The sequence below is a fragment of the Actinomadura rubteroloni genome (assembly GCF_002911665.1).
Lineage (GTDB): Bacteria > Actinomycetota > Actinomycetes > Streptosporangiales > Streptosporangiaceae > Spirillospora > Spirillospora rubteroloni.
Genome location: NZ_MTBP01000002.1, coordinates 2,050,629 through 2,069,713 on the forward strand (window position 1 = coordinate 2,050,629; position 19,085 = coordinate 2,069,713).

Genomic DNA, 19,085 nt, shown 5'->3' on the forward strand with positions numbered 1-19,085 from the left:
TGATCCCAGGGGCCGGGCACGGTCGGTTCAAACAAAATCCGTGCGAGTAATAAATACGCGTGGACGTCCTCTAGCGGACAGCCCGCCCGGGAACACCCGACCTTATGATCGTCTGGTCGCGTCGCGCAAAAAGAATCGGGGCATGATGGGCGAGTACGACCGCTACGCACGATGGGCCGACGACAACAAGACGTGGGTCGACGCCTACGAGAATCTGCGCCGTTCTCCGAATGGTTTCTCGTTCGTCCGGAAACTCGGCAGGCCCGAACTGGAAGACCGGTACGCGGTGGGCGAATCCTATCTCTTCAGGACGCGCCGCGCCGAGGCCGCCGCCGACGCGGTGCAGTACGACAAAGAATACGAGCCCCGCTGGGAGCAATACTGGGCCGGAATAGAGGCCTACATCGCCGTCGGCAGGGAATTCCTCGACCAGGCGACCGATCCGGGCAAGAATCTCGCGGCGAAACACGAACTGCTCGCCCGGGACCGGGACGCGGCCTTCCTCATGCACAACGCGGCCGTCCTGTGGCTGGAGGCCAACGAGAGCGTCCGGCGCGGCGCGGCGCAGGACTACGAAGAAGTGCTCAAGGTCCTGTGGCTCGACACGCTGCGCGCGTGCCACCCCGAATGGGCGGCGGGCGCGCCCACGGCGCGGCAGGCCGCGCTGCGCCGCTATCTGCTCGGCCGCGACGACCAGGACGCCATTCCCGTCTGGGACGACGCGGGGCTGCCCGGCGTGCGCGCGGCGTCGCACGTCACGCTCGGCAAGGTGCTGCTGCGCGGCGACCCGCCGCTTCCGGACGGCCACCTCGCGCATCCTTCGTCGTGGGGGCTGTTCCTCGTCTCACCGCTGAACGACGCCGACCGGGGCTTCTACGCGCCGGACGCCGAGGACGCCGCCTGGGTCGGGCGACTGTCCGCCGGCCGGGTGCCGGACACGGTGTTCCGCCACGACCCGGCCCGCTTCCAGGTGTACGAGATCGTGCCCCGGCCGTACGGCGACCGGGCCGTCGCCACGCCCGGTGTCTACCTGAACCGGTCGCAGGCGCACGGGCGCGACGACTTCCTCACGTTCCTCCCGGCCGGCGGCGGGCCGCTGGTGTTCTGCACCAAGGGCGTCGGCAGCGACCCCGCGCTCATCGGCTCGCCGACGGCTCGCGACTACGAGTTCGTCAAGAGCTACGCCGCCGCTTTCAAGAATCCGAGGGCCACCGCGTATCCGTTCGCCTACACGACGCTGGGCAGCCAGGAGGGGAAACGGGCCGGGAGCTGGCGCAACATCGGCTTCTGCGCGGCCTACAACGGCGACGAGATCGCCATCGTCGACCACCTCAACTTCCAGGCGATGCACCGGGCCGCCTCGCGCAACCCGTTGACGCAGAACCATCACGGATTCGTCCAGGCCATCGCGTGCGTGGAGATCAACGCGCTGGAGCGGACGCGCGCACGGCTCCCGGAGACGCTGCTGGACGACATCAAGGCGGACGTCATCGGCTACCCGGTCCAGCTCGTCACGGCCTCCCCCGTCGAGACGTGCCTGCGCCTCAGCCGTGAGAACAACGCGCAGGACTACGTCCTCCACCACCCGCTGCTGGAGGCCGACGAGTGGCAGCGCTGCTTCACGTCCGTCCCGGTGCCCACCGTGGTCACTAGGGCGATCGACGACGACCTCGCGGCGCTTGAGGCCGAAATCCGCGCGTATGTGGACCAGAACGACTGGACGACGGTCGTCGGCTATCCCGAGACCGAACTCGCCACCCGGCTCGCGTTGCTCCGGCGTCGGATGTTCCTGGCCGTCCAGGCGACCTACCTGGCGCTCGCGAGCTGGCAGGTGTTCCTCTCCGCCGGCTGGGCCAGCGACACCTACACCGGCTCCTTCTCCGGACGGAACTTCAACTCCGGGCCGCGCGACTCCAACGAATGGGGGCCGCTGGACCGGCCGTCCGAAGCGCAGGAGTACGGGAAACCGGCGGGCGACGGGGAGTTGTGCCTGCACATCGACCTCGCCAACCTGCGGGGACTGCTCTCGGCAAACGGGGAAATCCAGAAAGCTCTCCGTCTGTCCCCCGGCACGTACCCCGACAAGAGCGAGGGCGACTCGGCCTACTACGAAGCCGAGAGCCTCTGGACGGGTTGCGCGCTCGCCGACCTCAGCCTTGTCGTCACGCGGGCGTTGTCCGACGCGACGCGGAAGCTGACCGCGGAGATCTGCCCGACCGCCATGACGAAGCCCGCCGCCGAGCGGCCCGAGTACATCGCGCGAGAGGTCAACACCGTCATCCGGGACTCCCTGAACGCGGCGCAGCGCAGACCTCTCACGACGGCACTGTTCCCCTGGTGGGCGTGACGCCTGCCGGATCCGATCGCTGACCGTCACCCCGCCCGGTCCCGGCCGCCCTCTCACGGCCGGGATCGATCGCCTTCGACCGCGCACCTATCGCCGTTCGCCGCCGCGTCACCGCGTCACCGCGTCACCTTCCCGGTCGCTCCGCGTTCGTCGCGCGAACCGCCGGGACGTCACTCCCGCGCCGTCCCGGCCGGGATCCGACCGGTCACGCGTAACGGACGCGTCAGACCCGCCATCCCCGCGCCGCCCCGCCCGAGCTCCGACCGATCACGCGTAGCGGACGCGTCAGACCCGCCGTCCCCGCGCCATCCTGGTGGGGCTCTGACCGGTCAGGCGTAGCGGGCGCGTGCGACGAATGCGGCGATCTGTCGGGCGGCGGTGTCCAGGTCGGCGTCGGCCGGGGTCGCGGCCTGTGCGTACCAGTGGGTGAAGGCGGCGACGCAGACGTTCCGGCGGTCGTAGGGCATCGCGCAGGTCAGCGAGACGGGCAGGCCGCCGGCCATCGTCGCGAGCGTCGCGGACGTGAACGGGCCGCCGGGCGTGGTGCCGTTCGGCGGCTCGGTGGTGAGCGTCGCTCGGACCTTCGTCCCGGGCAGCTTCTCGGACGTCCGGGGCCGCCAGCCGCAGTCTGGTCGTTCCCTTCGCGCCTTGGCGGCTTCGGGCGAGTCGGGGAAGTAGGCGCACTGGGCGTCCATGATGGAGCCGTAGGACGCGACGTTGAAGACCGACACCATGTGCATGCTGTCCGGTCCGATGTTCACCGAGCTGTTCGCGGCGCCCTGGAACTTCTCGCACCGCGCGCCCGCCGGACCGACGACGAGCTGCTTGTCCTGCGTGTAGTAGACGGCGGTACCCGCCGGAAGCGTGACGTGGCGCGGCAGCCGCACGGTCGCGGGCGGGGTGGACGAGCCCGCCGGCTCGGATGGGCTCTCGCCCGTCCGGCACCCGACCGGCTTGACCAGCGCTACCGGCGACGCCGAAACGGAACGTGGTTTCGGATCGTCTCCGCCCGCGCGCACGACAATGACGGCTCCCGCTCCGACCACCGCCGCCGTGCCGACCGTCGCGGCGGCGATCCCCGCGATGCCGCCCATGAACCCCTTCGCGGTGCCCGCCGCGGCGGCCGTCTTGCCGAGCGCCGCAGCGCCGGCCCCGGCCCCCGCACCGGCCGCGCCCGCCCCGGCGCCCGCCGCGCCCGCCGCTCCGCCGCCCGCCAGCCAGGCGGCCAGCGGGAACAGCGCGGCCAACGCCGCCGAAGCGCCCGCGAGCGCCCGGACGCCGCGCTGCTCCCAGTCGTCCCCGTACGCGGCGCGGGCGGCGTGTTCCAACTCGTCGACGAAAGCGGCGGTGCCCGCCGGACGGTCCGCCGGGTCCTTGGCCATGCCCGTCGCGACGAGCGGACGCAGCGGCGCGGGCACCCGCTCCACCGGCGCCGGCGCGGTCAGATGCGCGGCGCGCAGTTCGGCCAGGTCGCCCCCGAAAGGCCGCGCCCCCGACGCGCACTCCACGAACACGCAGGTCGCGGCGTAGACGTCGGTCGCGGGCGTCGCCTGGTGGCGCGTCCACTGCTCGGGCGCCATGTAGGCGGGCGTCCCCGCGCCGCCCGTCGCGCGACCGGCGGGCACCGCGATGCCGAAGTCCACGAGGCGGCTGCGCCCGTCCGCCGGGACGACGATGTTCGCGGGCTTGAAGTCCCGGTGGACGACCCCGACCGCGTGCGCGGCGGCCAGCCCGAGCAGCGATCCTTTGAGCACGCTCAACGCCGCCTCGGGCCCGAGCGCGCCGTGCTCGGCCAGCAGCGTCTTCAGCGAGACGCCGTCGACCGCCTCCATCACGAGCGCCGCGCCCGCGTCGCTCTCCACCAGCCGGTACGGCCGCGCAATGTGCGGGCTCTCGGCCCGCGCGAGCATCTGCGCCTCGTGCCGCAGCCGCTCGCGATCGTCGGCACCGGCGTCCGCCGCCAGGTACTTCACCGCGACGGGGTGGCCGGACGCGTCGTCCCTGGCCAGCACGACCCGTCCCTGCGCTCCCGCGCCCAGTTCGCGCAGCTCCGTGTACCCGGCGATCCGCCACCCGGACATCTCGTACTCCTCCCAGGGGACGATCATCTTCCCCTAGGACGCGCACGACCCGAAACGTGTTCGGGCCGCTGCACGAGCGGCGCGGCGCGTTCCGCGGCGGATCTCGCAGCGGATCTCGCAGCGGGTCACGCAGCGGGTCACGCAGCGGGTCACGCAGCGGGTCACGCAGCGGGTCACGCAGCGGGTCACGCAGCGGGTCACGCAGCGGGTCACGCAGCGGATCTCGCAACGGGCCTCGCAGCAGGCTTCGCGACGAGTCACGCGACGAGTCACGCGGCGCGTCACGCAGCGGATTTCGCGGCGCGTCTCGCAGCGGGTCACGCGGCGGGTCACGCGGCGGGTCACGCGGCGCGTCACGCGGCGGGTCACGCGGCGCGTCACGCGGCGGGTCACGCGGCGGGTCACGCGGCGGGTCACGCGGCGGGTCACGCGGCGGTGGGCGGTCAGTCGTCTCGCAGGGGCCAGGTGCGGAGTTCGGCGGTCTCGCCGGTCAGGGGCTCGATCGGGTCGTCGTCGGACGGGCGGGGCGGCTCGGGGCCGTCGTCGCTCATGCGGATCACGTACTCGACGCGGGCGATGCGGTAGGTGGTGTCGCCGCGCACGACGACTTCGCGGACGGGGCCCGAGCGGAGGGCGTCGGTCGCCGCGCGGAGTTTGGCACGTTCCCTGATGTCGCGTTCGGCCTCGGTGCGGACGGCGAGGTCGCGGGCCAGGCGGGCGCGGGCGGCGCTCGGGCTGTGGAAATAGGGCGAGTTGGGTTTCCACAGGGGGCCGACGGCCTTGACGATGACGAAACGGGGCGCGAGGCGGGCGACGAGCGGGTGGGTGCGCAGGGCGCGGCGCGCGTCGCGGGTGATGTCGGCGGGCACGTGGGCCCCGGCCGGGACGATCTCCCACCGTTCGCCGAAGAGTTCGTTGCTTCCGGGCAGCCAGGCGCGCGGGATCGGGGTGCGGGACAGGTCGCCGTCCGGCTCGGGCACGTCGTCGGGGTCGGTCGGGCGCGGAGGCTCCAGGCCGACGGCGCCGCTGCGGACGAAGCGGTCCACCCGGACGGTGCGGAACCGCCGGCCGACGACCGTCACCTCGTTCCGGCGCTCGCGCTCCAGCAGGGCGGACGCCTCCCAGTACGCCTCGCGGTGCGGCGCGGGCGTCGAGCGGCGGAGGGCCTGGACGCGGAAGCCGAAGCCCATCGCGTCCCGGGCCTCCTGCGGGTAGACGTGCGCGGCCGGGTTGATCAGCCAGCCGCCGCCCGTCTGCTCGGCCACGCCGTACGTCACATGGAACCACCGGACGCTCGGGTAGGTCCGCCGCGCCCGCTCCTCGGCCGCCCGCCACGACGGGAGGTCACCGCCGAGAGCGAGATCGTCACTGTCAGTGATGAGAACCATGACGCCATGCTTACACCGCGCCCCCTCGCGCGTCCGCCGCTTTCCCGGTTCTAGGGACGCCGCGCGACGACGCGCCGAACATTTCCCCGAAAGAGGCTAATTCTCGGTGACATCTTCGATCTCCCCCTTGCCCGGCACGCCACGGCGGTCTTCGTTGATCTCCGGACGTCCTCATTTCAGGAGATCTCATGGCAGAACTGACCCGGCGGGGATTCCTCGGCACGCTCGCGACGGGAAGCGCGGCGGTGGGCCTCAACGCGCTCCCCGCAGGAATGCGCGAAGCGTTCGCCCAAGCGCCTTCTGGCGGCACGCTGGACGACGTCAAGCACGTCGTCGTCTTCATGCAGGAGAACCGTTCTTTCGACCATTACTTCGGCGCCCTGAACGGCGTGCGCGGATTCGGCGACCGTTCCCGCGTCCGTTTCCCGAACGGCTCGGACGTCTTCGCGCAGACGCGCTCGGGCCCGTCCGGCGGGGCCGTCCTGCGCCCCTGGCACCTCGACACCGCGACGACCGACGCCCAGCGCGTCTCCGACCTCGACCATTCCTGGAGCGGCGGCCACAGCGCGTGGAACGGCGGACGGTACAACAACTGGATCCCCGCCAAGACCGCCCTCACCATGGGCTACTACACCCGCGCCGACATTCCCTTCCAATACGCGCTCGCCGACGCCTTCACCGTATGTGACGGCTATTTCTGCTCGGTGATGGGCCCGACCAACCCCAACCGCCTCTACCAGTGGACGGGCATGATCGACCCCGGCGGCACGGCGGGCGGCCCGGTCACCGACAACTCCGAGAAGGGCTATTCCTGGACGACCTATCCCGAACGCCTGGACGCGGCGGGCGTCTCCTGGCGCGTCTACCAGCAGCAGGACAACTACGACGACAATCCGCTCGCGTGGTTCAAGCAGTACAAGACGGCCGCGCAGTCGTCGTCGCTCTGGGTCAACGGGATGGCCCGGCGGAGCGCGGACGCGTTCGCCGCCGACGTCGCGGCCGGGACGCTGCCCGCCGTGAGCTGGATCATCGCGCCGACCGCAGAGTCCGAGCACCCGGCCTATCCGCCCGCGTACGGCGCGAACTTCACGGCGCAGCGCGTCCTGAACGCCCTCGCCGCGCACCCGGACGTGTGGGCGAAGACGGTCGTGCTCCTCAACTTCGACGAGAACGACGGCTTCTTCGACCACGTCGTCCCGCCGACCCCGCCGTCCGGCACGGCCGGCGAGTTCGTGAGCGGAGCGCCCATCGGGCTCGGCGCGCGCGTCCCGATGCTGGTCATGTCGCCGTGGAGCCGGGGCGGACGGGTGTGCTCGGAGGTGTTCGACCACACGTCCGTCCTGCGGTTCCTGGAGAACTGGACGGGCGTCCGCGAGCCGAACATCTCCGCCTGGCGCCGCACGGTCTGCGGCGACCTGATGAGCGCGTTCGACTTCACGACCGCGACGACGACGTTCCCGTCCCTGCCCGACACGGCCGCGCTCGTCGCCAAAGCAGACCAGCAGGACGCGCTGCCGAACGCGTCCGCGCCGAGCGGCAACACGACGCAGCCGGGCCAGGAGAGCGGCGCCCGGACGCAACTGCCGCTGGGCTACCGCTTCGCCGTCACGTCCTGGACGGACACCGCCACCGGACGCGTCTGGATGCAGATCGCCAACGGCGGCGCGCTCGGCGCCGGATTCACCGCCTACACCGTCAACCACCGCGCCTACCAGGCATGGCAGTACACGGCGGCGGCGGGCGCGACGATCAAGGACTACTTCAGCGCCCAGACCTACGGCGGCGGCCCCTACGACGTCGACTGGCACGGCCCGGACGGGTTCCTGCGCGGCTTCAAGGGCGACGTCCGCACCTGGTCCGACGCCGCGAAGGCCCACCCGGAGGCGTCCGTCGTGGACGTCCCGGCCACCCGCGCGCTCACCCTGACCCTCAGCAACCAGGGCGGCGCGGCCACGACCTTCACCGTGAGCACGAACGCGTACGGCGGCGGAACGACGCAGCAGGTATCAGTCGCCGCCGGAACCACCCGCACGCTGACGCTGACGACCGCGTCCGGCCGCTACGACTACACGGTCACCGCAACGGTCGGCGACGGCTTCGAACGCCGCTTCGCCGGAACCGTCCACCCGTCCTGAAGCAAGGCCGTCGGGAGGCCAGGGGGCGGGGTGAACGCGACCAACGAGCCGCTCCCCCACCGCGCCGCCTCCTCCTGACGGCCCAACTTCACGTGAAGCTGCATGATCGCCTCGACGTCGGCGGCTCAGCTCGCTTCGCGCAACGGCAGGAACTCGACGTTCAGCCGCATCTCCAGCGCTTCGGCGAGCCGCTCCAGCATGGGGATCGTGGGCATCGTCCCGCCCGCCTCGAACCGCGCCACGGCGGGCTGCTGCAGTCCGGCGCGCTCCCCGAGCTGCGACTGGCTGAGGCCCAGCTCCTCGCGCCGCGCCCGCACGGCCCTGCCCAGCTCGAACCGGATCCGCGCCGCCTCGTACGCCGCCCCGGCGCCCGGCCGGTCCATGATCTCCGCGCGCTTCTCGGTCCAGGATCTCCGCTCGCCCACGCCGCTCACTCCTCGTCCGCAGTGTGCTTCTCAGCGATGCATCGCCGCATGGCACGCCATGCCCGCTCGACCTCGGCGACCTCGCGCATCCTCCGCTTGCCGAACACGGTCAGCAGGATGATTCTCCTACCCGGCGCGATCCAGTAGGTGATGCGAACCGCCTGACGGTCCAGGTGGAGACGAAGCTCGCGCAGCTTTCCCCTGAGCTGTCGCGTATAAGGCTCGCCGAGGAGCACCCCGTCGGCCGCCAGGAGGTCGATGTAGAAGGCGACCGTCTCCGCGTCCGCCTGCCCGAGGGTGTCCAGCCACTCGTCCACCTCCGGCTCCAGCTCTACCTCTCCCCAGTTCATAACATGAAAGTTATAATCCCTGCAAGAGGCGTATGTGGTGATCGGCGAAAGTCGCTCGCCCGCAGGCGTCGTCAGGCTGCTGGTTCGCCCTGGTCTGCGAGGGATGACAGGAGGTGGCCGAAGCCGTCCGGGGCGCGGTAGTCGTGGCGGGCGGAGGTGACGACGCCTATCGAGCCGGTGCGCAGGACGCGGTGGCCGGTGGCTTCGAGGGCGGTGACCAGGGCTCGATCCTCGCCCGTCGGGAGGGGTGGGAAGCCGCCGGCGGCGCGGTAGGCGCGGGCCGTGAAGCCGAGGTTCGCGCCGTGCAGGCCGGGGGCGTTGTAGCGGCGGGCGAACAACGCGGGGAGCCAGGGTGGGTGGCCTGTCCAGTCGGTCACGGTGACCGGGCCGGCCACGGCGTCGTAGCCGTGGGCGGCGTGGCGGAGCTGGGCGCGGAGCCAGCAGGGCGGGACGAGCGTGTCCGCGTCCGTCGTCGCGATCCATTCGGCGCCCCGGGCGAGCAGTTCCGCGACGCCCGCCGCCCGCGCCGCGCCGACGTTGCGCGCCGCGATCTCCACGACGGTCGCCCCGGCGGTGCGGGCGAGCGCGGCCGTCCGGTCCGCGCAGGCGTCGGCGACCACGACGACGGGTGCGCCGGTCAGCCGCAGCGCGGCCAGGCACGCGCCGATCCGCCGTTCCTCGTCGTGCGCGGGGACGACGACCCCGGCGATCACACCAGCCCCTCGGCGGCGGCCGGGGAGACGGGACGGCCGGCGGTGAACGCCTCGGCGCGGAAGTCCTCCTCGCGGTGCGCGGCGAGCAGGCGCAGCGGCGTCGCGGCGAGCGCGGCGTGGACGTCGTCGCCCATCTTCGGGTACTCGGGGACGCGGTGCCGCCAGTGGACGGCCAGCAGCGTCCCGCCCGGTTCCAGCGACGCGACCGCGCGGTCCAGGACGTCCGCGAGGTCGTCGTCGCCGAAGTAGTACAGGACCTCGGACAGGACGATCAGGTCGAACCGCCCGTCCGGCCAGTCGCCGGGCAGGGCGCGCCGCTCCACCCGCGCCCCGGGCGCCCGCGCGGACGCCGCCGCGACCGCCGCCGGGGACAGGTCGCACGCGAGCAGCCGGTCGCAGCGGGCCGCGAGCGCCGCCGTCAGGACGCCCACCGAGCACCCCGCCTCGAACGCCGACGCGTACCGGGGCCGGGGCAGCAGCGCCAGCGTGAGGGCGTACTTGCGCCGCTCGTACCAGCGGGACGCCAGCCCCCACGGGTCCCGCGACGCCGCGTACATCGCGTCGAAGTACGCCGGGTCCATCGTCACCGGAACAGCACCTCGTCGTCGCGCGTGAAGTGCTCCACGACGCCGGGCGGCAGGATCGTGCCGAGTTGGCTGGCGAAGCAGCCGATGGCGGCGCGCTTGGCGGCGACGGCGGCGGGCGGCAGCGGCACGCGCCACGCCCGGTCCCACGGGACGCGCGGGTCGCCCGGACGCGCCCAGTGCCACGTCCAGACCGGGAACCGCAGCACCCGGCGGCCGGTCGCGAGCGCGGCCCGTCCGGCCGCCTCGTGGTCGGGGTGCGCGTCGTGCTCCCAGGGCGCCAGGCAGAGGTCGAAGCCGTCCAGCAGGCCGGCGAGGCGGGGCGCGAGGTCGCCGTCGCGGACGCCCGCGTCGGGGAGGCCGAGCCGGACGACCTCCCAGTCGCCGCCGAGCCGCCGCAGCGCCGCCGCGCTCTCCTCCCGCCGCCGCGCCGCGACGTCGCCGGGGTCCAGGTGGGGGTGGGACGCCTCGCCGTCCGTCACGGCGACGAGCCGCACCGGGACGCCGAGCATCGCCAGCAGCCCGCCCGCGCCGAGCACCTCGTCGTCGGGATGGGCCGCGACGACGACCGCCGAGCGCACGCCGGACAGGTCCAGGACGGGCAGGTCGCGCAGTCCCGGCCACGCGCGCCACTCGTCCTCCGCCGTGCCGGGCGCGTCGATGCGGTTCACCAGTCCCGCCCGTCGACGCGGGCGCCGAGCGCGGCGAGGTCCCGTTCGGCGTGGTGCTGCCGCAGGTAGACGGCCAGGTCGGCGACGCGGCGGCCGTGCGCCGCGTCGTGCGAGAGCGGCCCGGCGCCGAGCGCCCGGCCGGCGCGGTCCAGGACCTCGGCGGCGACGGCCGCGACATGGGCGCGCACCCGCAGCGCCCGCGTCGCCGCCGTGCCCTTGCGGTCGTGCGGGTCGGCGTCGATCTCCCCGGCGGCCTCCCGCAGGACGGCGAGCGCGCCGTGCAGCGCGACGTCCACCGCGCCGAGATGGGCGCGGGCGTGCGGGTCGGACGCGCCGACGAGCCGCCGCGCCACGCCCCGCGCGCCGCCGTACCAGACGGCCGCGACGCCCGCGCCGCCGTGGTGGAAGCCCGGCCGGTCCACGTACGGGCCGACGTACCGGGCCGGGACGCCGTCGAACCGCACGTCCCGGCTGTCGCTCAGGGCCATCCCGGTGGCGGGCCACGTGCCGGGGACGGGCGTGCCGGGCGCCACCGCGTACAGGTCCGCGCCGACCGTCACCAGGGCGTTCGTGCAGAGCGCCGCCCCGGAGCAGTACGGCTTGACGCCGCTGACCCGGCCGTCGTCCAGCGTCAGCGCGTCGGGCTTGGCCGCCCAGACGCCCCAGATCTCGCCGGGACGCGGGCGGGGGCCGTCCAGTTCGTCCAGGATCGCGAGCGCGTCGAAGTGCCCCTCGCACAGCCGCGCGAGCGACAGGTCCTCCTCGGCGAGCGCGGCGAGCACCGTCCAGCGCCGGAACGTGCCGCCGCTCCCCGGCACCGGCGGCGGCGAGGCCGTGGCCGCCCGCACCCGCTGGTCCATCCCGTCCCCCATGGCACCTCCGCCCGCCCATTACCCGGCAGGAACGAAGGAAACCGGGACGTCAGCGGATCTTGGCGCCGTACACGTGGTCGACGGGCATCCGCAGCAGGACGCGACGGTCCGCCACCATGACGGCCCGGTACTCGTCCCAGTCCGGATGCTCCCCCGCGGCGCGCCGGTAGTAGTCCACCAGCGCCTCCACTTCCGGACCCCGCGGATCGGTACCCGGCCCGATGAGCGTCGCGACGCCCTCGGCGGTGGCCCACGACCCGCCGTCGGGGCTCGTGACCTCCAGCGTGGCGCGCGGGTCGCGGCGCAGGTTGGCGGTCTTGGCGCGTCCCTCGGTCATCGAGACGTACAGCACCCCGGACTCGGGCTCATAGAAGGGCAGGACGGGCGAGAGCTGCGGGCGTCCGTCGGACTTGATCGTCGCGAGGACCCCGAGCCGGCTCGCGGCCAGCAGCGCGCGCGGATCGAACGGCGTGTCGGTCATACTCCGGCCAACCCGTCCGGCCCCGCGATTGTTTCCGTCACTCGTCCCGCAGCGGCCACGTGCGCAGTTCGGCCGTCTCGCCCGTCAGCGGCTCCTCGGGGTCGTGGTCGGACGGGCGCGACGGCTCGGGACCGTCGTCGTTCATCCGCACGATGTGCTCCACCCGGACGATCCGGTACCGGATCTCGCCGCGCAGGACGACCTCGTGAATCGGCGCGATGCCCAGCGCCTCGGCCGTGCGCAGGATCGCGGAGCGGTCGTCCTCGGACAGGTCCTCGTCGTCCTCCTCGGTCATCGCGCGGAGGATGTCGGCGAGGGTCGCGCGGGCCGCGCGCGGGCAGGTCACGTAGCCGCGGCAGGTGCTCCAGAAGCCGTCCATGTTGTTGAGGACGATGAAGCGGGGCGCCAGCCGGACGATCAGCGGGTGCGAGCCCAGCGCCCGGCGCGCGTCCCGGATGACGTCGGCGGACGCCCGGCCGGCCCGCGGGATGTGCTCCCACCGCTCGCCGAGCAGCTCGGCGGAGCCCGGCGTCACCGGTTCGGGCAGCGGGTGGCGGCAGAAGTGGGCGTGCATGTCGGCGGGCCGCTCGTCGGGGACGTCGTCGGGATCGGTCGCCCGCGGCGACTCGGGCCCGAGCGGCCCCACGCGCGAGAACCGGTCGACGCGCACGACGCGGAACCGCCGTCCCGCCACCGTCAGCTCGTTGGGCCGCTCGCGCTCCAGCAGCGCCGACGTCTCCCAGTACTCCTCGCGGGCCGCCGCCGGCGTCGAGCGCCGCAGGGCGAGGGCGCGGAAGTGGAAGCCCATCGCGTCCCGCGCCTCCTGCGGGTAGTCGCACACCGGGTCGTCCAGCAGCCACACGCCGTCGACCAGCTCGGCGATCACGTAGTTCACGCCGGACCAGATGACCTTCGGATAGTTGAGCTGCCCCATCCGCTCGGCCGCACGCGGCGACCGCACCACCTCGTCGAGGGTCGGCGGAAGATCACCGTCCAGAGCCGCGCCGTCACCGCCCGCGATGTACGTCATGCGGCTCATGGTCTCAGCGCGATGTTCCGCGCGTCTCGGTTTCGCGTCCGCCGGCGAAAAGGATCACCTGGCGGGGACGGCGGCGGCGCGCAGCGCGGTGAGGGCGGCGCGGATGGCGGGACGGCGGGCGGCCTCCTCGCGCCAGACCGCGTAGACGTGCCGGGTGAGCTGCGGACGGGTCTCGGCGATCGCGACCTCGCACGGCACGGTCACCCGGCCGAGGCGCGGCAGGATCGCGTTCCCGAGCCCCGCGCCGACCAGGACGAGCTGGCTCGGGATCTCGTAGGCCATGTGCGCGATGTTCGGTTCGGCGCCGAGCGAGCGCAAGGTGTGGATGAGCCAATCGCAGCAGATGCTGTCGGCGGACGAGCTGATCCACGGGTCCGCGACGAGGTCCTGCAGCGCGACCGTCGCGCGGTTGGCCAGCGGGTGGTCGCCGGGTAGCGCGACGTCGGCGACGTCGTCGAAGATCTGCGCCTTCTGGAGGCCCTCGGGGACCGGCAGCGGCTCGTTGTTCCAGTCCTGGACGACCGCCATGTCCAGGTCGCCGCGCGCCACCAGCGGCATGCTCTGCATCGGGTCGAGTTCCCGCACCTGGACGCGCAGGTCCGGGTGGTCCTTGCCGAGGCGGCCGAGCGTCTCGGGGACCAGGCCCCGGACGGCCGTCGCGAACGCCCCGAGCGTCAGCCGTCCGACGACCGCGCCCCGGTGCGCCTCCAGGTCGGCCTGGGCGCGCTCCACCAGGGACAGGATGTGCTCGGCGTGCTCGACGAGCAGTTCGGCGGCGTCGGTCAGCCGCACCCCGCGCCCGTTGCGCTCCAGCAGCTTCTGCCCGGTCTCGCGCTCCAGCTTGGCGAGCTGCTGCGACACCGCCGACGTCGTGACGTGCAGGACGTCGGCCGCCGCGCTCACCGACCCGTAGGTCGCCACCGAATGCAGGGCGCGCAACCGTTCCAGATCCAACATGAAGCAACTCTAAATCGAATTATTCCGCCATGCCAGAAATATCTAAACACCCAACACGCCCGCCGCCGCACGCGCCGCGTGCGGGAGGGCGGACAGGATCCGCTCCAGGGCCTCGTCGTCGTGCGCCGCCGACAGGAACCACACCTCGTAGGGCGACGGCGGCAGGTACACGCCGCGCGCCAGCGCCTCCTGGAAGAACGCCGCGTAGACGCGGGCGTCCTGCCGCTGCGCCGCCGCGAAGTCCAGGACGGGGCCTTCGGCGAAGAACACCGAGAACAGGTTCCCGGCGTGCTGGACGCGGTGCGGCACGCCCTCCTTCGTCAGCGCGTCGGCGGCGGCGCGCGACACGAGCCCGGCGGACCGGTCGATCGCGGCGTAGACGTCCGACGTCGCGTTGCGCAGCGTCGCGAGCCCGGCGGCCGTGGCGAGCGGGTTCCCCGACAGCGTGCCCGCCTGGTAGACGGGGCCGGCGGGGGCGAGGCGGTCCATGACGTCCGCGCGGCCCCCGAACGCGGCGGCGGGCAGCCCGCCGCCCATGACCTTCCCGAACGTGACGAGATCGCCCGCGACGCCCTCGACGCCGTACCAGCCGGACGCCGACGCCCGGAACCCCGTCAGCACCTCGTCGATCACCAGCAGGGCGCCGTTGCGCTCGCAGAGCGACTTCAGCAGCGCGTTGAACCCGTCCAGCGGCGGGACGACGCCCATGTTGCACGGCACGGCCTCGGTGATGACGCACGCGATCTCGTGCCCGTGCTCGGCGAACGCCAGCTCCACGGCCGGGACGTCGTTGTACGGCAGGACGATCGTCTCCGCCGTCGTCGCTCCCGTGACGCCGGGCGTGTCCGGCAGGGACAGCGTCGCGACGCCCGAGCCCGCCGCCGCGAGCAGCGCGTCCACGTGCCCGTGGTAGCAGCCGGCGAACTTCACGACCTTGGAGCGGCCGGTGAACCCGCGCGCGAGCCGGATCGCCGACATCGTCGCCTCGGTGCCGGAGTTGACGAGCCGGACGCGGTCCACGGGCGTCCGCGCGACCATCTCCTCGGCCAGCTCGACCTCGCCGGGCGTCGGCGCGCCGTAGGACGTCCCGCGCGCCGCCGCGTCCGCCACCGCCGCGACGACCGCCGGGTGCGCGTGCCCGAGGATCATCGGACCCCACGAGCAGATGAGGTCCACGTAGGTGTTCCCGTCCACGTCGGTGAGGTACGGGCCGCTCGCGGACCGGATGAACCGGGGCGTTCCGCCCACGGCGCGGAAGGCGCGGACCGGCGAGTTCACCCCGCCGGGGACGACCCGCTCCGCCCGCGCGAAGAGCTGCTGGGAACCTTCGGTGTCACTCACGCCGTCCAGTCTCGCAGCGCCCCCGCGCCACCGCGACGGGACCCCGCCGCGACGTGCCCGGTTGCAGTTCGGTGACGTGCCTTGACCCCGCCCGCTAGGGGCCTATATTCCAGCAACGAGAGTGTCCACCCCGTTCGGGTGGGCCATTATGGAACGCACCGGAATAGGGATAATCGGCGCCCGGCGCGGCGTCGTGGTGCGCACTCGGCGCCGGCCGTAGCGGAGGGATGGCTCGCACGTGGTCAACGGCTGGACGGTTCCCGGCTTCACGCACGCACGGGATCTGGGCGGCGGCGCCGCTGGCCGCGTGGTGCTGGCGGTGGACGACCTCACGCAGACCCAGGTGGCGATCAAGTACCTGGACTCCCGCCTCGACTCCGACGAGGTGTTCCTCTCGCGCTACCGGATGACCGCGCGGCGGCTGTCCCAGTTGGAGGACCCGAACGTCGTCGACCTGTTCGACCTCGTGGAGACCCCGCAGGGCACCGCGATCGTCATGGACTGCGTCGAGGGCGTCACGCTGCGCCGCATCCTGGATGCGCAGGGCCCGACCGGGCCGCTCGCCGCGCTGTCGGTGCTCGGCGGGATGCTGCTCGGGCTCGCCGCCGCGCACGACAAGGAGATCGTCCACGGCGCGCTGCGGCCGACGAACGTCATCGTGGACGGCCGGGGCAACGCGCTGCTCACCGACTTCGGCATGACGCCGTCCGGGGACGCCGCGCAGGCCGGGCCCGCCTACGCCGCGCCGGAGCTGTGGAACGGCGCCCCGGCGGGCGCGTCCTCGGACCTGTACGCCGCGACGGCCGTGTTCTTCGAGTGCCTGACCGGCGCCCCGCCGTTCACCGGACGGTCGCTGGCCAAGGCGCACCGCGAGACGCCCGTCCCGGTGGACGCCGTGCCGGGCCCGCTGCGCGACATCATCGCGCTCGGCCTGGCCAAGGACGCCGAGAAGCGCCCCGCGTCCGCCGCCGACTTCCTCGGCGCGGTCGAGGAGGCCGCCGTCGCCGCCTACGGGCCGTCCTGGGAGGCGCAGGGACGCGGCCGGATCACCGAACTCGCGCAGCAGGCGGGCAAGGCGAAGGCGCCCGCGCCGGACAAGTCCCGTTCGTCCGGCAAGAACCCGGTCACCGCGCCGGCGCGCTCGGGCGGCGGGAAGGCCCGGCCGCTCATCGCCGTCGCCGCCGGGCTCGTCATCGTGGCGGGCATCGCGGGCGCGGTCGTCTCGCTCAACCGGGGCAAGGACACGCCCGCGCCCACGCCCGCGACCTCGGGGAACCCGCAGCCCGTCCCGACCGTGGACCCGGCGCTGGCCGAGGCGGCGTCGCTCGCGGGCCGCGTCCAGCAGAGCGTGGCCCGGCCGACGGGCGCGACGTTCACGTTCCGCCGCACCGGCGCGGGCGCGGGCGCGACCGCGCAGGGCACGCTCGGGCTGCTGGAGTCGGCGCCCGCGTCGTACTCGATGACGGTCGCCGGGACGGGCGGCACGCGCAAGGCCGGCAAGTCCATCGTCATCCGCGACACGACGTACCTGCGCGCGGGCCGCAAGTGGCGGCCGGTGCCCTACAACCCGAGGGCGCGCGGCTACGCGGGCCTCGCGGCGCAGGTCAGGCAGGAGACGGCGGTGACGAACGTCCCGGCGCTGCTGCGGTCCAGCACCGCGTTCCGCAAGACCGCGACGGGCTTCGAGGGCACCGCGTCGCTGGCCAAGCTCGCGCAGGAGCAGGGCATCGGGGAACTGTTCGCCGACCTCGCCCGCCGGTCCGGCGCCACCGAGATCACCTACACGCTCCAGGTCGACCGGGCGTACCACCCCGTCCGCGTGACGCTCCGGACGCACGGCACCGCCAAGGCCCGCACGCTCGCCTACCAGACGACGTACGCGGGCTGGGGCCGCAAGGTGACGATCAGCGCCCCGCGCTGAGCCCCGGGTCCTCGCAGGCGTCGGACAGGACGGCCAGCAGCCGCAGCGGGTCGGGCAGGCCCCGTCCGTCCGGCGCCCGGACCCACGCGACCTCGCGGCCGTAGGGCAGCAGCGACGGCGGCGCCACGACGTAGCTGTCGCGGCAGTGCCAGCGCATCCCGGGCGTCTCGGTGACGGTCTCGGGCGAGCAGTCCAGGCTGGACGACCACCACTCGTCCTCGTCCACGGGCGCGCCGCGCGTCGCGACGAAGAACAGGTACCGCTCGGCGGCGATCGCGGCGACCGGGCCGGACGCGACCCCCGACGCGTCCAGCGCGGCGAGCGCGAGCGCCCCGGCGGCGGCCGGGACGTCGAACACGTCGAACACGCGGCCGGTCGGGAGGATGACGTTGGCGTCCGGGCGCTTGGCCCACAGGCCGTCGATGACGTCGGCGTCCACGCTGGCCAGGCGCGCCCAGCCCGCGGACAGCGGGTGCTCGCCGGGCGCGGGACAGCCCATGCGGTCGCAGGAGCAGGCGCGGTCGGTCCCGGCGGGCGACCCCGGCACGCACGGCCAGCCCGCCGCCCCGTACGCCCGCGCGGCGGCGACCATCCGGTCGGGTTCGCGCTCGCGCTCGCGCGCCCGCTGCCTTCTGTGCCCCGAGATCGCCGGCATCATCCGCCCCCAAGGATCGCCCGGTGTTCCCCCGATGATGCTCCCGTGACGGGGGACACGACAGGCCGCATCCCGGAAAACGGCCCTAATTGACTATCCGGCCGTGATCCGTGCAGAAAACCTGCGCGGTTCAGAGGCGCGCGGCGACCTCGGCGGCCCAGTACGTGAGGATGACGTCGGCGCCCGCGCGGCGGATCGCCACCAGCGACTCGTCGATCGCGCGCTCGCGGTCCAGCCAGCCGTTGCGCGCCGCCGCCTCGATCATGGCGTACTCGCCGCTGACCTGGTACGCGGCGACGGGGACGTCCACCGCGTCGCGGACCTGGCGCAGCACGTCCAGGTACGGCCCGGCGGGCTTCACCATCACCATGTCCGCGCCCTCCGCCACGTCGAGGAGGACCTCGCGCAGCGACTCGGCGGCGTTGGCCGGGTCCTGCTGGTGGGTGGCGCGGTCGCCGAACACCGGCGCGCACTCGGCGGCGTCGCGGAACGGCCCGTAGAACGCCGACGCGTACTTCACCGAGTACGCCAGGATCGGCAGCTCGTGGTGCCCGGCGCCGTCGAGCGCGGCGCGGATCGCGGCGACCTGGCCGTCCATCATCCCGCTCGGCGCGACGACGTCGACGCCCGCCGCCGCCTGCGCCGCCGCGACCGACGCGTACCGCTCCAGCGTCGCGTCGTTGTCGATCTCGCCGGCCGCGGTGACGATGCCGCAGTGGCCGTGGTCGGTGAACTCGTCCAGGCACAGGTCGGTGATGACGACGGCCGCGTCGCCGAGGTCGGACTTGAGGTCCCGGACGGCGGACTGCACGATGCCGTCCGGGTCGTCCGCGCCCGAGCCGACCGCGTCCTTCACCGCCGGGATCCCGAACAGGATGAGCCCGCCGACGCCCGCCTCGACCGCCTCGTGCGCGGCCTTGCGCAGGCTGTCGCGGGTGTGCTGGACGACGCCGGGCATCGACGCGATCGGCTGCGCCTCGGTGATGCCCTCCTTGACGAACATGGGCAGCACCAGGTCGGCCGCCGACAGCCGCGTCTCGGCCGTCAGCCGCCGGAGCGCGGGCGTGCGCCGCAGCCGGCGCGGCCGGGCGACGGGGAACTGAGCGGACATGGACCTTCTCCTCG

At 73.6% G+C, this 19,085-nt stretch carries 17 protein-coding genes; 3 read left to right on the forward strand and 14 right to left on the reverse strand.

The window, feature by feature from the left end; translation table 11 throughout:
- The first annotated feature begins 142 nt into the window (after positions 1 to 142).
- Entirely contained in the window at positions 143 to 2,347 is a 2,205-nt protein-coding gene (locus tag BTM25_RS20970; RefSeq protein ID WP_103564512.1) for a hypothetical protein, read from the forward strand.
- Positions 2,348 to 2,676: 329 nt separating this feature from the next.
- Here the strand turns inward: BTM25_RS20970 and BTM25_RS30045 are convergent, their stop codons facing one another.
- Together BTM25_RS30045 and BTM25_RS20980 are read right to left on the reverse strand one after the other, a co-directional pair.
- Complete coding sequence (locus BTM25_RS30045) at positions 2,677 to 4,455, reverse strand: serine/threonine-protein kinase (protein ID WP_205648168.1); 1,779 nt, start codon at positions 4,453 to 4,455, stop codon at positions 2,677 to 2,679.
- A 416-nt stretch (positions 4,456 to 4,871) separates the two neighbouring features.
- Complete coding sequence (locus BTM25_RS20980; RefSeq protein WP_103564513.1) at positions 4,872 to 5,816, reverse strand: DUF5954 family protein; 945 nt, start codon at positions 5,814 to 5,816, stop codon at positions 4,872 to 4,874.
- Between the two features lie 188 nt (positions 5,817 to 6,004).
- Between BTM25_RS20980 and BTM25_RS20985 the strand changes: the two genes are divergently transcribed.
- Positions 6,005 to 7,951 (forward strand): phosphocholine-specific phospholipase C, encoded by a 1,947-nt coding sequence (locus BTM25_RS20985; RefSeq protein WP_103564514.1) that lies wholly within the window; start codon positions 6,005 to 6,007, stop codon positions 7,949 to 7,951.
- Between the two features lie 125 nt (positions 7,952 to 8,076).
- On the opposite strand, the gene BTM25_RS20990 is transcribed toward BTM25_RS20985, so the two are convergent.
- From BTM25_RS20990 to hemL, 10 genes are all read right to left on the reverse strand, one after another.
- Positions 8,077 to 8,376, reverse strand: coding sequence for a helix-turn-helix domain-containing protein (locus BTM25_RS20990; RefSeq protein WP_235828511.1), 300 nt, complete (start codon positions 8,374 to 8,376; stop codon positions 8,077 to 8,079).
- 5 nt (positions 8,377 to 8,381) lie between these two features.
- Entirely contained in the window at positions 8,382 to 8,726 is a 345-nt protein-coding gene (locus tag BTM25_RS20995; RefSeq protein ID WP_103564515.1) for a type II toxin-antitoxin system RelE/ParE family toxin, read from the reverse strand.
- Positions 8,727 to 8,797: 71 nt separating this feature from the next.
- A complete protein-coding gene (locus BTM25_RS21000; protein WP_205648169.1) occupies positions 8,798 to 9,439 on the reverse strand; it encodes a glycosyltransferase in 642 nt (213 codons plus the stop codon).
- Positions 9,436 to 10,020, reverse strand: coding sequence for a class I SAM-dependent DNA methyltransferase (locus BTM25_RS21005; protein WP_103564783.1), 585 nt, complete (start codon positions 10,018 to 10,020; stop codon positions 9,436 to 9,438). Before BTM25_RS21005 ends, BTM25_RS21000 begins: the two co-directional genes overlap by 4 nt.
- A 2-nt stretch (positions 10,021 to 10,022) precedes the next feature.
- Entirely contained in the window at positions 10,023 to 10,694 is a 672-nt protein-coding gene (locus tag BTM25_RS30435) for a PIG-L deacetylase family protein (protein ID WP_235828512.1), read from the reverse strand.
- Positions 10,691 to 11,566: an acyl-CoA dehydrogenase family protein gene (locus BTM25_RS30440; protein WP_235828513.1), complete on the reverse strand. Its 876-nt coding sequence runs from the start codon at positions 11,564 to 11,566 to the stop codon at positions 10,691 to 10,693. Before BTM25_RS30440 ends, BTM25_RS30435 begins: the two co-directional genes overlap by 4 nt.
- Before the next feature lie 49 nt (positions 11,567 to 11,615).
- Complete coding sequence (locus BTM25_RS21015; RefSeq protein ID WP_103564516.1) at positions 11,616 to 12,047, reverse strand: PPOX class F420-dependent oxidoreductase; 432 nt, start codon at positions 12,045 to 12,047, stop codon at positions 11,616 to 11,618.
- Positions 12,048 to 12,084: 37 nt separating this feature from the next.
- Positions 12,085 to 13,077, reverse strand: a complete 993-nt coding sequence (locus BTM25_RS21020; RefSeq protein WP_103564517.1) for a DUF5954 family protein — start codon at positions 13,075 to 13,077, stop codon at positions 12,085 to 12,087.
- A gap of 63 nt (positions 13,078 to 13,140) precedes the next feature.
- Positions 13,141 to 14,043, reverse strand: a complete 903-nt coding sequence (locus BTM25_RS21025) for a LysR family transcriptional regulator (RefSeq protein ID WP_103564518.1) — start codon at positions 14,041 to 14,043, stop codon at positions 13,141 to 13,143.
- A 42-nt stretch (positions 14,044 to 14,085) separates the two neighbouring features.
- Positions 14,086 to 15,384 carry a glutamate-1-semialdehyde 2,1-aminomutase gene (hemL, locus tag BTM25_RS21030; RefSeq protein WP_103564519.1) on the reverse strand — a complete coding sequence of 433 codons (1,299 nt, stop codon included), beginning with the start codon at positions 15,382 to 15,384 and terminating at the stop codon, positions 14,086 to 14,088.
- 238 nt (positions 15,385 to 15,622) lie between these two features.
- Here hemL and BTM25_RS21035 point away from each other — a divergent pair, with 238 nt between their 5' ends.
- A complete protein-coding gene (locus tag BTM25_RS21035) occupies positions 15,623 to 17,305 on the forward strand; it encodes a serine/threonine-protein kinase (protein WP_103564520.1) in 1,683 nt (560 codons plus the stop codon).
- Here the strand turns inward: BTM25_RS21035 and BTM25_RS21040 are convergent.
- Together BTM25_RS21040 and hemB are read right to left on the reverse strand one after the other, a co-directional pair.
- On the reverse strand, positions 17,289 to 17,960 hold the full coding sequence (locus BTM25_RS21040; RefSeq protein ID WP_103564786.1) for a bifunctional DNA primase/polymerase: 672 nt from the start codon (positions 17,958 to 17,960) through the stop codon (positions 17,289 to 17,291). The two genes, BTM25_RS21035 and BTM25_RS21040, sit on opposite strands and share 17 nt — an antisense overlap.
- A 130-nt stretch (positions 17,961 to 18,090) precedes the next feature.
- Positions 18,091 to 19,071, reverse strand: coding sequence for a porphobilinogen synthase (hemB, locus tag BTM25_RS21045; RefSeq protein ID WP_103564521.1), 981 nt, complete (start codon positions 19,069 to 19,071; stop codon positions 18,091 to 18,093).
- Positions 19,072 to 19,085: the final 14 nt, after the last annotated feature.

Coding starts and splice junctions, on each gene's coding strand:
- BTM25_RS20970 (WP_103564512.1), top strand. CDS start 143: ATGATGGGCGAGTACGACCGCTACGCACGATGGGCCGACGACAACAAG.
- BTM25_RS30045 (WP_205648168.1), bottom strand. CDS start 4,455: ATGATCGTCCCCTGGGAGGAGTACGAGATGTCCGGGTGGCGGATCGCC.
- BTM25_RS20980 (WP_103564513.1), bottom strand. CDS start 5,816: ATGGTTCTCATCACTGACAGTGACGATCTCGCTCTCGGCGGTGACCTC.
- BTM25_RS20985 (WP_103564514.1), top strand. CDS start 6,005: ATGGCAGAACTGACCCGGCGGGGATTCCTCGGCACGCTCGCGACGGGA.
- BTM25_RS20995 (WP_103564515.1), bottom strand. CDS start 8,726: ATGAACTGGGGAGAGGTAGAGCTGGAGCCGGAGGTGGACGAGTGGCTG.
- BTM25_RS21005 (WP_103564783.1), bottom strand. CDS start 10,020: ATGGACCCGGCGTACTTCGACGCGATGTACGCGGCGTCGCGGGACCCG.
- BTM25_RS30440 (WP_235828513.1), bottom strand. CDS start 11,566: ATGGGGGACGGGATGGACCAGCGGGTGCGGGCGGCCACGGCCTCGCCG.
- BTM25_RS21015 (WP_103564516.1), bottom strand. CDS start 12,047: ATGACCGACACGCCGTTCGATCCGCGCGCGCTGCTGGCCGCGAGCCGG.
- BTM25_RS21020 (WP_103564517.1), bottom strand. CDS start 13,077: ATGACGTACATCGCGGGCGGTGACGGCGCGGCTCTGGACGGTGATCTT.
- BTM25_RS21025 (WP_103564518.1), bottom strand. CDS start 14,043: ATGTTGGATCTGGAACGGTTGCGCGCCCTGCATTCGGTGGCGACCTAC.
- BTM25_RS21040 (WP_103564786.1), bottom strand. CDS start 17,960: ATGCCGGCGATCTCGGGGCACAGAAGGCAGCGGGCGCGCGAGCGCGAG.
- hemB (WP_103564521.1), bottom strand. CDS start 19,071: ATGTCCGCTCAGTTCCCCGTCGCCCGGCCGCGCCGGCTGCGGCGCACG.